The sequence below is a fragment of the Mycobacterium sp. 050128 genome (assembly GCF_036409155.1).
Taxonomy (GTDB): domain Bacteria; phylum Actinomycetota; class Actinomycetes; order Mycobacteriales; family Mycobacteriaceae; genus Mycobacterium.
Map to the genome: position 1 here is coordinate 301,746 of NZ_JAZGLW010000002.1, position 11,430 is coordinate 313,175.

Annotated in this window: 11 protein-coding genes; 9 read left to right on the forward strand and 2 right to left on the reverse strand. The window is 64.7% G+C overall.

What is annotated here, in order from left to right; genetic code table 11:
- Nucleotide 1: 1 nt before the first annotated feature.
- From SKC41_RS18835 to SKC41_RS18850, 4 genes are read left to right on the forward strand one after another with little or no spacing between them, the layout of a single operon-like run.
- Nucleotides 2-874 (forward strand): enoyl-CoA hydratase-related protein, encoded by an 873-nt coding sequence (locus SKC41_RS18835; protein ID WP_066815899.1) that lies wholly within the window; start codon nucleotides 2-4, stop codon nucleotides 872-874.
- Between the two features lie 8 nt (nucleotides 875-882).
- Nucleotides 883-2,415, forward strand: coding sequence for an acyl-CoA synthetase (locus SKC41_RS18840; protein ID WP_330979204.1), 1,533 nt, complete (start codon nucleotides 883-885; stop codon nucleotides 2,413-2,415).
- Nucleotides 2,416-2,437: 22 nt separating this feature from the next.
- Complete coding sequence (locus SKC41_RS18845; RefSeq protein ID WP_330979205.1) at nucleotides 2,438-3,805, forward strand: aromatic ring-hydroxylating oxygenase subunit alpha; 1,368 nt, start codon at nucleotides 2,438-2,440, stop codon at nucleotides 3,803-3,805.
- Nucleotides 3,802-5,502 (forward strand): FAD-binding protein, encoded by a 1,701-nt coding sequence (locus SKC41_RS18850; RefSeq protein ID WP_330979206.1) that lies wholly within the window; start codon nucleotides 3,802-3,804, stop codon nucleotides 5,500-5,502. The genes SKC41_RS18845 and SKC41_RS18850 overlap by 4 nt, the downstream gene beginning before the upstream one ends.
- Here the strand turns inward: SKC41_RS18850 and SKC41_RS18855 are convergent.
- The gene (locus SKC41_RS18855; RefSeq protein ID WP_330979207.1) at nucleotides 5,499-6,338 is read right to left on the reverse strand and encodes an enoyl-CoA hydratase-related protein; all 840 of its coding nucleotides are present in this window, start codon (nucleotides 6,336-6,338) and stop codon (nucleotides 5,499-5,501) included. The genes SKC41_RS18850 and SKC41_RS18855 overlap by 4 nt on opposite strands.
- A 126-nt stretch (nucleotides 6,339-6,464) precedes the next feature.
- Between SKC41_RS18855 and SKC41_RS18860 the strand changes: the two genes are divergently transcribed.
- From SKC41_RS18860 to SKC41_RS18875, 4 genes are all read left to right on the forward strand, one after another.
- Nucleotides 6,465-7,322 carry an SH3-like domain-containing protein gene (locus SKC41_RS18860; RefSeq protein WP_330979208.1) on the forward strand — a complete coding sequence of 286 codons (858 nt, stop codon included), beginning with the start codon at nucleotides 6,465-6,467 and terminating at the stop codon, nucleotides 7,320-7,322.
- Nucleotides 7,319-8,017: a thiocyanate hydrolase subunit gamma gene (gene scnC, locus SKC41_RS18865; RefSeq protein WP_330979209.1), complete on the forward strand. Its 699-nt coding sequence runs from the start codon at nucleotides 7,319-7,321 to the stop codon at nucleotides 8,015-8,017. The genes SKC41_RS18860 and scnC overlap by 4 nt, the downstream gene beginning before the upstream one ends.
- 89 nt (nucleotides 8,018-8,106) lie before the next feature.
- Nucleotides 8,107-8,388, forward strand: coding sequence for a thiocyanate hydrolase (locus SKC41_RS18870; protein WP_330979553.1), 282 nt, complete (start codon nucleotides 8,107-8,109; stop codon nucleotides 8,386-8,388).
- Nucleotides 8,389-8,687: 299 nt separating this feature from the next.
- Entirely contained in the window at nucleotides 8,688-10,058 is a 1,371-nt protein-coding gene (locus tag SKC41_RS18875) for a DEAD/DEAH box helicase (RefSeq protein ID WP_330979210.1), read from the forward strand.
- 10 nt (nucleotides 10,059-10,068) lie between these two features.
- Here the strand turns inward: SKC41_RS18875 and SKC41_RS18880 are convergent, their stop codons facing one another.
- Nucleotides 10,069-10,617, reverse strand: a complete 549-nt coding sequence (locus SKC41_RS18880; RefSeq protein ID WP_330979211.1) for a class I SAM-dependent methyltransferase — start codon at nucleotides 10,615-10,617, stop codon at nucleotides 10,069-10,071.
- Between the two features lie 199 nt (nucleotides 10,618-10,816).
- Between SKC41_RS18880 and SKC41_RS18885 the strand changes: the two genes are divergently transcribed.
- Complete coding sequence (locus SKC41_RS18885; RefSeq protein WP_330979212.1) at nucleotides 10,817-11,416, forward strand: TetR/AcrR family transcriptional regulator; 600 nt, start codon at nucleotides 10,817-10,819, stop codon at nucleotides 11,414-11,416.
- Nucleotides 11,417-11,430: the final 14 nt, after the last annotated feature.

An 11,430-nucleotide genomic window follows, 5' to 3' on the forward strand; every position in this document is an offset into this window, starting at 1 on the left:
TATGGACCTCAACGAGACTCGCGAACGTATCATCTACCAGAAGGATGGTCCGATCGCGAAGATCACCCTCAACTGGCCGGAGAAGGCCAATGCGCAGGACCAGAAGCTGGCCGAAGAGGTCGATGCCGCACTGCTGGACGCCGACCGGGACTACGACATCAAGGTGCTGGTGCTCAAGGCCAACGGCAAGGGCTTCTGCTCCGGGCATGCGATCGGCAACAATGCCGTCGACTACCCGTCGTTCGTGGAGAACGCGATGGTGACGGGCCACCCGTGGAAGGCGCAGTCGGATCTGTTCGTCAAGCCGACGCTGAACCTCTGGGAGTTCTCCAAGCCCACCATCGCGCAGGTGCACGGCTATTGTGTCGGCGGCGGGACGCATATGGGCCTGACCACCGATATCGTCATCGCCGCCGACGACGCCTACTTCTCTTACCCGCCGCTGCAGGGTTTCGGCATGCCCTCGGGCGAATGTTCCATCGAGCCTTGGGTGTTCATGAATTGGCGCCGTGCGGCCTACTACCTGTTCACCGCTGAGGTGATCGACGCCAAGAAGGCGCTGGAGGTCGGCCTGGTCAACGAGGTGGTCAAGCGCGAGGACCTGGACGCCCGGGTGGACGCGATCGCCCGCCACATCGCCCAGGCGCCGTTGACGACGTTGATGCTCACCAAGGCCAATCTGAAGCGGGCCTGGGAGCTGATGGGCATGCGGGTGCACTGGCAGAGCTCCAACGATCTCGTCGCACTCGCCTCGATCAGCAAGGACGTGCAACAGCTGATCCAGACCGTGTTCAAGGACAAGGTGCTACCGTCCGAGCACGCGCGGCGTCAGGCCGCGGCCGCCGCCCAAACCGACGGCGCCGCGGCTACGTAGGTCCGCTGGTGAACATCGCCGATCACGCGATCGCGGTCGCACAGTCGCCGGCGTTGATTGCCGACGGCCGCACGATCTCGTTCGGCGAACTCTACGAGCGGAGCCAACGGGTCGCCGCGGCGCTGCACGACGCGGGGTTGCGCCGCGGCGATGGCGTGGCCCTGGTGTTGCCGAATCGACCGGAATTCTTCGAAATCACTTGGGGATGCCAACTTTCCGGGCTCTACTACACCGCCGTCAACACCCATTTCACGCCCGACGAGGTTGCGTACGTGATCGGCGACTCGGATGCCAGGGCGGTGTTCGTCGACGCGTCGATGCCCGAAGTCGCTGCCCACGTGCGCGATGTCAACACGGCGGCCGACGTCCACATCGGCGTTGGCGCAGAACTGCCCGGCTGGGCCCGCTACGAGGATGCTCTGGCAGCGGCGGGTGCCGCGCCACCGTGGTCGGACGGATCCGAGATGCTCTACTCGTCCGGCACCACCGGACGGCCCAAGGCGGTCCGCCGGCCGCTGCCGGCCGACGGCAACGGCTCCTGGGCGCAGTCGGTGCTCGAGATGGCACTGACCCACAAGTACGGCATGGACCAATCGAGTGTGTATTTGTCCCCGGCGCCGCTGTATCACGCGGCCGGCATGAACTACACGATGGCGGCCAACCGGGTGGGTGCGGCGTCGATCATCATGAAGAAGTTCGACCCCGAGGCGGTCTTGCGCCTGATCGAGGAGCACCGGGTGACGCACGCCCAGTTCGTTCCGACGATGTTCGTCCGGATGCTCAAACTGCCCGAGGCGGTGCGGCGCGGTTACGACGTCTCCAGCCTGCGCTGCGTCATCCATGCGGCCGCCCCGTGCCCGGTGAACGTCAAGCACCAGATGATGGACTGGCTCGGGCCGATCATCCACGAATACTACGGCGGCACTGAAGGATTCGCGGGGACCGTGATCGGTCCCGAGGAGTGGCTGGACCACCCCGGCTCGGTGGGCATCCCGATGGCCCCGGTGCATGTGGTCGGCGACGACGGACAAGAGCTTCCCATCGGTCAGGCTGGAGAGCTTTACTTCGAAGGTGGACCCGAATTCGAGTACTTCAAGGATCCCGCCAAGACCGCGTCGGTGTACAACGACCGCGGCTGGCGCTCCTTGGGGGACATGGGATACGTCGACGAGGACGGGTACATGTACCTGACCGATCGGTCGACGTTCATGATCGTCTCCGGCGGGGTGAACATCTACCCGCAGGAGGCGGAGAACCTCCTGGTCATGCATCCCAAACTGGTCGATGCCGCGGTCTTCGGCGTGCCCAACGACGAGTTCGGCGAAGAGGTCAAGGCCGTCGTGCAGCCCGTCGCCGGCGTCGAGACCGGGCCCGACCTGGAGGCCGAGCTGATCGCGTACTGCCGGGACCACCTGGCCGGCTACAAGTGCCCGCGCACAGTCGAATTCGACCCGGAATTGCCGCGCGATCCGAACGGAAAGCTGTACAAGAGGCGCATTCGCGAGCGTTACTGGCAGGGGCGGGCATCGCGGATCGTGTGACGCTGACACAAGGGATGACAAGATGGCTGTAGAAACAGGTTCGAGACGTGGTCAGGCGAACTGGACGGCGTTACCGGTGCCGTGGGCAGTGGCGGCCGCCGATCGAATTCCCAAGCAGCGCTACTACGACCCCGACTTCTACGCGCTGGAGGCCGAGATGTTGTGGCCCCGGGTGTGGCAGATGGCCTGCCGGCTCGAGGAGATACCCAAGCCCGGCGACTACGTCGAGTATGAGATTCTCGACGAGTCGATCATCGTGGTGCGGGTCGACACCGAGACGGTGCGGGCCTATCACAACGCGTGTCGCCACCGCGGGGTAAAGCTGGTGGAAGGCAACGGAAATCGACGCACCTTCGTATGCCCGTTCCACGGCTGGTGCTGGGGCATCGACGGACGCAACACCTTCGTGCTGCGGCCCGAGGCGTTCGCCGAGGACAACATGCGTCCGGATGACCTCGAACTCGTCTCGGTCCGCTGTGAGCTCTGGGGCGGCTGCGCGTGGATCAACCTCGACGACGGCGCGCCGGCGTTGCGGGAGTGCATGGAACCGTTCGCGTCGATCTATGACGCCTGGCACGTGGAAACCCTGCGCACCGAATGGTGGCAGTCGTGCCGGCTTCCGGTGAACTGGAAGCTGGCGACGGCGGCATTCATGGAGGGCTACCACGTTCCGCAGACGCACCCCCAGCTGCTGCCGTCGAGCATGCCCACCACAACCGCGAAGCCTGGCCTGGCGCAGACCAACCTGTATTTCATGCGCACGCTCGGCGAAGGCATGGCGGGTATGACGCATGAGAACGACGTCCGTATCGCCGAGGGCTTGCAGAACATCGAGCTGCCGGCCGATCCGGCCGAGGCCATGGCTACCTGGCGCAGGACGCTCAACGACGCGATCGTCGGCTGGCATCGTGCCCGGGGCTGCGATATTCCCGACTTGAATGACCTTGCGCGGCGCGGCATCACCGAGGCGATCAATTTCGCCTTCCCCCATTACTTTTTGCTGCCGCAGTACAGCAGCGCTTCGTCGTACCGGATCCGGCCGTTGGGGCCCGAGGAGACCCTGTTCGAGATCTGGTCGCTGACGCGGATCCCGCCGGATCAGATCACCGGCAAGCCCATTCCACCGGAACCGATGGCACCCGACGATCCGCGCTGGCCGCCGATTCCGGCCCAGGACTTCTCCAATTTGCCGCGGCAGCAAAAAGGACTGCACTCCAAGGGATTTGAATACATGCGACTCTCCGACCAGATCGAAGGACTGATCTCGAACTTCGAGCGGGTCATCGACGGGTTCCTCGCCGGCCTGCCCTACGACGCGCTGGTTCCCGCGATTCAGAAGACCAATACCACGATCGACGTGCCCATCGCGGATCTCGGGTTCGGCTCATGACCACTGCATGGGACCGCTCGGTAGATCTACTGATCGCGGGCAGCGGCGGCGGCGGAATGGTGGCGGGGCTCGCGGCACTGGACAGTGGACTCGAGCCCCTGATCGTCGAGAAGCAGGCCCTGGTCGGCGGATCGACCGGGCTTTCCGGCGGTATCGTCTGGTTGCCCAACAACCCGTTGATGCGTGCCGACGGCATCGCCGATTCGCACGAAGACGGCCTGGCCTATCTGGCCGACGTGGTCGGCGATATCGGTGCGGCCTCCTCTCCTGCGCGCCGGGAGATGTTCCTCACCGCGGGCTACGAGATGGACAATTTCTTGATCCGCAAGGGTATTCGGCTGATCCGCTGCGCCGGTTGGAGCGACTACTACCCGAACCACAAGGGCGGCAACGAGTCCGGTCGCGCCGTCGAGGGAATCCCGTTCGACGCCGCCGACCTCGGCAGCTGGCACGACAAGGTGCAGCCGCCGCTGGCCAAGAACTACGGGTACGTGGTGCTGACCAACGAGCTTCGTTCGGTTCAGTACTTCAACCGTGCGCCACGCGCATTCGCGGTCGCCACCAAGGTGTTCGCGCGCACCGCCGCGGCACGAGCTCGCCGCACCCAGATCCTCACCAACGGCGCCTCACTGATCGCGCAGATGCTCAAGGCGCTGATCGACCTCGGTGGAAATCAACCGCCACTGTGGACGAACACCGCGATGGAAGACCTGATCGTCGAGGACGGCCGCGTCGTCGGTGCTCGGGTCAATCGGAACGGCGTCGCGCTGAACATCGAAGCACGCAAGGGAGTTCTGCTGGCCGCCGGCGGCTTCGGCCACAACAAAGAGATGCGTCGCCGGTACAGCGGCGACCAGCCCAACGAAGGCCAGTGGTCGATCGCCAACGCCGGTGACACCGGCGAAGTGCTCGAAACGGCAATGCGGCTGGGCGCCAAGACCGATCTGCTCGACGAAGCATGGTGGCTGCCTTCGGTTTTCATCGCCAACGGAGGCGCGGTCGCCGCGTCCCTGGGCTCGGGGCGGCAGCGGCCCGGCGCCATCTACGTCGACTCGACCGGCCGTCGGTTCTGCAACGAGTCGAACTCCTACGTCGAGGTCGGCAAGGCGATGTACGCCAATAAGGCGGTCCCCTGCTGGATGATCTTCGACGACGGATACGTGCGCCGGTACGTCACCAGTTCCAATCCGCTGAAACGCAATCAGCACCTGCCCCCCGAGCTGATCGAGAAGGGCGCCGTCAAACGCGGCGTCACGATCGCCGACCTGGCCCGCCAGATCGACCTGCCCGCCGACGAGCTGTCGCGCACCATCGAACGGTTTAACCGGTTCTCCGCGAAGGGATTGGATCCCGACTTCGGGCGTGGGCAGTCGGCCTACAACGACTGCCTCGGTGATCCGGGATATCGACCGAACGCCGCGATCGGCCCACTGGACCGCGCGCCGTACTACGCGACCCGCGTTCTGCCCGCGGATGTCGGAACATGTGGCGGTGTGATCACCAACGAATACGCCCAAGTGCTCGATCAGCAGGATCAGGTGATCGACGGTCTTTACGCGACGGGCAACACCACCGCGACGGTGATGGGCCGCACCTATCCGGGTGCCGGGGCAAGCATCGCGAGTTCGATGGTTTTCGGTTACGTCGCCGCACGACATGCGGCCGGGCGCAGAATCGCCGGCGAGAAAAGCCGTTAGGCGTCTTTTTCGTCGCGGTCGACGAAATCGCGTGGCTTCATGCCTGATTGCATCAGTTCGGCGCGCCGCGCCTGAACATCGGTGGCGGCGCCGACCATGTTGGTCAGGATGTGGCTGACCTGAAGGTGCACGCGCATACCCATCAACTCCCAGGCGCGCTTGACGTTGTTCTTCACCGCCATCAGTGTGGTCAACGGGATTTGGGCGATCTTGCGCGCCATCTCCTCGACCGTGTCCTCCAGGTCTTCTCGCGGCACCACCCTGTTCAGCAGCCCCCAATCGAGGGCTTGCTGGGCGGACAGCGTGGGCGCCAGTAACAGCCAGTCCATGGTGCGATGCCAGTTCATCAGTAGCCAAGGCTCAATCATGGTGTGGCCGCCCGGTTCTCCGAGACTTTGGGCGAGCGGCATCTGGAAATACGCGTCGTCGGACGCCACGCAGAAGTCGGTCAACAGCCCGAGATAGATCCCGCCGCCCATGCAATAGCCGTGAATCTGCGAGATCGTCGGCTTCGGGAACTCCCACAAGTACAACGTGGGCCACAGAAATAGGTCCGCGGTGCCTTTGTACAGGTCCTCAAACGTATTTCCGAAATCGGGATAGGGGTTTTCGTCCGGGCCCCAGCGGGCGACATGGCCGCCGCAGAAGCCCTTGCCGTTGGCCTTGACAATGACGACCTTGATCTCGCTGTCGCGGTCCGCCTCGTGCAGGCAATCGTCGACTTCGGTGACGAGCACGGCATCCTTGGTATTGGCCTTGTCGACCCGATTAAGAATTATCCGCGCGATCGGTGGCTCACGTTCATAGATGATCGCTTCGAGGACGCGACGCTCCATCGCAGTGACATTACCCTGCGCGCAACTGGTTTAGCGGTTGCGTGATCTTGACGAGTGGAGTGAGCTGTATTGGGTGCGCACCGGGCTGTGCACCGGCCTAGATCGCGACGTATGAATGGAGCCCAGATGGCGACTCCTTTTGACCGCGCAGTGCAACTGGATCTGGTAGCCAGGCTCAAGTCCTCCTACCCGGAACTTCCCGACGCGCCCACCCCCGATCTCATCGATCACGATCGCTTCGCCGCCTACGCCAAGACGCCGCACGACGTCGGCGGCGAGCCGGATGCCCCGATCGAATACCAGAACAAGCAGTACGAGATCTGGGAAGAGAACACCTACATCATGTGTGAGGTTCTCGGCTGGCGCGGTATCTGGCTGTCGGAGGAACGGCGGCGGATGGGCAATGTCGACCTGGGCCGCGCCATCTATCTGGGTCTTCCGTATTACGTGCGCTGGTTGCTCGCCGTCGTGCGCGTCCTCGTCGAGAAACACCACATCGGGCTGAGCGAGCTGGCCGAACGCATGGTCGAGGTCAAGGCCCGGTACGACGGCGGGTTACAGGGTAAGCCCTTGGAGGCCAAGCCCAAATTCGAAGGCGACCCTGCGAAGGTCAAACGCAACGAACACCACCTGCACGCCGTCGGCAAGGGCGACCCGCAGATATACGCCGGTCAGGCCGGCGAACCGAAATTCCAGGTAGGCGACAAGGTCGTCGTCAAGGAGTTGCCCATCCTGCTCTATACCCGAACCCAGGAATACGTGCGGGGCGCGACGGGTGAAATCGCCGTCGTCACCTACGAAAGCCCCGCCGCCGAGGACGAGACCTGGGCCGGCCCCGATCAAAAGCCCGAGTGGTTCTACATCGTTCGGTTCAACCTCACCGAACTTTGGCACGGCTACACCGGTCCCGCCAATGACACCCTGCAAACCGAGATACCCGAGCGATGGCTCGAAGCGGCCCGATCCGAGAGGACGTCAGCATGACCGCTCACGATCACGATCGCACCGCCGCGCCGATGGTGGACGAGATCACCGACTTCGAGGTCCTCGAGATCGCCCTTCGCGAATTGTGCATCGAGAAGGGAATTTTCACCGCGGAGGAACACCGCCGCATGACCGAATACGCCGAGCAGATCGGGCCGACTCCGGCGGCCCAGCTGGTGGCGCGGGCTTGGCTCGACTCCGCGTTCAAGGAGCTGGTGATTTCCGATCCGCTCACCGCGAGTAAGGAAGTCGGCGTCGACTGGCTAGACCCGACGGGTTTTGGCACGCCGAGCGACTTCACGGCTTTCCACGTGCTGGTGGATACGCCGACTCTGCACCACGTCATCGTGTGCACGTTGTGTTCCTGCTACCCGCGTCCGATTCTGGGCAATTCGCCTGAGTGGTACCGCACGCCCAACTTCCGCCGCCGCATCGTGCGCTGGCCGCGCCAAGTGCTCGCCGAATTCGGACTATACCTCCCCGAAGAGGTCGAGATTCGGGTGGAGGACTCCAACCAGAAGCACCGCTTCATGGTGATGCCCGTGCGCCCCGAGGGAACCGAAGGCTGGACCGAGGACCAGCTGGCCCAAATCATCACCCGCGACTGCCTGATCGGTGTGGCACTGCCCAAGGCCGGAGTGACGACGAACTCGATCACCGAAACCCGGCCGGCGATCCATCCGGTCGGCGATTGATCATCGAGGGCGGCCAAGTGAACACTTCCGAACGTTCCAGGATCGCGCCGTTGGCGAAAATCGTTGAACGCAACCAGGTCTGGACCCGAATGGCGGAGAAGTACGGCGTCGACAATGCAGTGCCGCCCTGGAAGACAAGCCTGGACGGCATCTGCGATGCCCTTGACCAAAGCGCTTGTGGCCCAGAGGTACTCGGCTTCGTGGACCGGCGCAACGAAGAGGACACCCTGTCGGCGACGGTCTACGCCGACCTGCCCTACCCGGAAAACCGGTTGGTCGCGCTGGCTCATTCACTCTTGGCGCGTGGTGTGATCGATGAGTCCGAACTCGAAGAACGCATGGCAGCGGTGCGGGCCAGGCTCGAATCCTGATCGATCGCGGCGACGCACATCACAGGCTGCTTTTTCGTCGTTGTGCTTTGGGTGCGCTATGCTGGCAGCAACGTTGGCCTCACAGCTAGATGTCAACTACGTCGTGGAACGCTTCTTCATCCCACCTGGTGCCGCCCCGAAATTCGGGTTAACTCACCACGTTCAGATGAACCGTGCATCCGCACTAGCTTGTCTCGCGGCGATCGATTTTGCCCTCCGGCAATCTCGCCAACTTGTGCTGAGAACCGCGCGCTACATCCGGCGGTCCGGCATGACCGATGCCTGAAAGGCACCGAAAAGTGACTACCGACAAAACCTTTGCCGAACTCGGCGTGCGCGGACAAATCGTCAGCACGCTCGCGGAGCGCGGCATCGAACATCCATTTCCGATCCAGATCGCTACCCTGCCCGACACGCTGGCCGGCCGCGACGTACTCGGCCGCGGGAAAACGGGCAGCGGTAAGACGCTGGCCTTCTCGATTCCGCTGGTGAGCCGACTCTCCGAAGGCGGCCGCCGCCGTTCGCGGCCATCGGGTTTGGTGCTCGCACCCACCCGTGAGCTGGCGAGCCAGATCAGCGCGACGCTCGAACCGCTGGCAGCCGCCTGCGGTCTGCGCGTCACGACGATCTTCGGCGGGGTCTCCCAACACCGCCAGGTGGTGGCCCTCAAATCCGGCGTCGACATCGTGGTGGCCTGCCCCGGCCGGCTCGAGGATCTGATGAAGCAGCGACTGATCAGCCTCGATGCTGTCGAGGTCACCGTGATCGACGAAGCCGATCACATGGCCGATCTCGGCTTTCTGCCCGGCGTCACCCGAATCCTGGCCGCGACGCCGAATGGCGGTCAGCGCATGCTGTTTTCGGCGACCCTGGACAACGGTGTCGACAAGCTCGTCAAGCGGTTCCTCCGCGATGAGGTGTCGCACTCCGTCGACAGTGCCGACTCGCCGGTATCCGAGATGACGCATCACGTGTTCCACGTCGCCAACGCCGAAGCCAAGAAGGAAGTTGTGCAGCGGCTCGCTTCCGGCACCGGGCGCCGGATTCTGTTCATGCGCACCAAGCATCAGGCCCGCAAGCTCGCCAAGCAGCTCACCGAATCGGGAGTTCCGTCAGTCGACTTGCACGGCAACCTGTCTCAGCCCGCCCGCGAGCGCAACCTTGCGATGTTCGCCTCGGGCGGCGCCCGGGTGCTGGTGGCAACCGATATCGCGGCACGCGGCGTGCACGTCGACGAGGTTGAACTCGTCGTGCACATCGACCCGCCCGCCGAGCACAAGTCTTATCTGCACCGGTCCGGACGCACGGCGCGGGCGGGCAGCGCCGGTGACGTCGTCACCGTGGTCCTGCCCGAGCAGCGACACGACACACAGGCATTGATGCGCAAGGCAGGTATCAAGGTCGCCCCTCAGCAGGTGACCGGGACGTCGCAGGCGGTGCAAGCGCTCGTCGGCGAGGTCGCTCCCTACCAGGCCCCGGCGCCCGCCGCTGCCCCATCGCGCCCGCCCCGGCAGCACCGAGCGAACGCCGGCGGCCAACGGCGCCGTCAGGGCGGCACTCGCTCCGCGAAGGCCTATACCGGGCGAACCGAATCGGGGGCGTCGCAACGCACCGCGACACCGACGCGGCGGGTCGAACATCGCCGGCGATCGAGCCGCGCGCAGGGGTAGTTCGCGGACCTCAAGCCCGTGCCAGTAGCCAGGCCAGGCCCTGCCCTTCGCCTGCGGCGATGACGTCCAGTGCGCCGAAGGCCACAGCGAGTTCGCCGGGCGTCGCGCGAAACGGACCCGGTTGCGCCCCGACCTCGCTGAGCGCCGCCGCGGCCAGCAGGCCGCCCGGCGCCAAGCGATCGATGAAAGCCTGGTCGAGGCGGCGGTCGCGGAACTTGTGGCACAGGATCACGTCGACGGGTGGTCCATCCGGCAACCCGTCGTCGAGATCCACTACGCCGAAACGGCAGCGCTCGTCGACACTGCTGTGCCGGGCCAGTTCCCGGGCCTGGCCGACGGCCACCGCGGAAACATCGAATCCGACGACCTCCAGCCCGCGCTGCGCCAGCCAGACACTGGCGTATCCCGGGCCACAGGCGACGTCGAGAGCGCGCCCGGTCGTCGGGAAAATGTCCGCATAGGCGGCGAAGGCACCGGGAGGCCCGACCGCCGCGTCCGGCGCCGGTGGTCCTTTACTCGTGTACCGCTCGTCCCAACGACGCTGGTCCTCCCGGGTCACAGCCGTCACCTTACGACTCGCGTGGCACGACAAACGAAGAGCCAAACTTTCTGGACAGCTGTCTGCGTTTGACGGGCAGGTCGACGCCGGCGGGCCTTCTGGCGCAGCTAAACAGAGGTCGTCGATGCAGTAACGCGACGTTTCATCGCCATGGTTCGGCTAGTTGGCCGTGGGTATTCCGTTTTTCTACACTGGACGGGTGTCTAGAGAAGTGGCGTCGGCTGCCCGGACGGCGGCCGGTGCCACAGGTGCCCGCCGCTCCGATCGTCGGCCAGGTCAAACAATCCGCAAGGTCCTCGAGGCCGGTCTGGCGGAACTCCGCGAATCGTCCTACGCCGACCTGACGATGCGGGCCGTTGCCGCCCGCGCCGGGGTATCGCCGGCCAGCGCCTACACCTACTTCCCGTCCAAGAGCGCCCTGGTGGCCGCCGTCTATCTACGTTTTCTGCGCGCGCTGCCGTTGCACACCGACGTCAACGACACCACCAAGACCAGGGTGAGCGCGACGCTGCGGGACATGGCGGTGGCCGTCGCCGACGAGCCCGAGTTGAGTGCCGCCTGCGGAGCGGCCTTGATGGCCGACGATCCCGCCGTCGTGCCGCTGCGCGAACAGATCGGTGAAGAAGTGTCCAAGCGGATCGCCGCGGCGCTGGGCCCGGGCTGGCCCCGCACGGTGAAAACCACCCTGCAGATGACGTTCGCCGGCGCGCTGATGACGGCGCGATTCGTCAGCTACGAGGAGATCGCCGGGCAACTCGATGAGGCGGTCAACCTCATCTTGGGAGCGTCGGTCGCCTGATCGTCCGAAAGCCT

Coding starts and splice junctions, on each gene's coding strand:
- SKC41_RS18855 (WP_330979207.1), bottom strand. CDS start 6,338: ATGGAGCGTCGCGTCCTCGAAGCGATCATCTATGAACGTGAGCCACCG.
- SKC41_RS18860 (WP_330979208.1), top strand. CDS start 6,465: ATGGCGACTCCTTTTGACCGCGCAGTGCAACTGGATCTGGTAGCCAGG.
- scnC (WP_330979209.1), top strand. CDS start 7,319: ATGACCGCTCACGATCACGATCGCACCGCCGCGCCGATGGTGGACGAG.
- SKC41_RS18870 (WP_330979553.1), top strand. CDS start 8,107: ATGGCGGAGAAGTACGGCGTCGACAATGCAGTGCCGCCCTGGAAGACA.
- SKC41_RS18845 (WP_330979205.1), top strand. CDS start 2,438: ATGGCTGTAGAAACAGGTTCGAGACGTGGTCAGGCGAACTGGACGGCG.
- SKC41_RS18835 (WP_066815899.1), top strand. CDS start 2: ATGGACCTCAACGAGACTCGCGAACGTATCATCTACCAGAAGGATGGT.
- SKC41_RS18850 (WP_330979206.1), top strand. CDS start 3,802: ATGACCACTGCATGGGACCGCTCGGTAGATCTACTGATCGCGGGCAGC.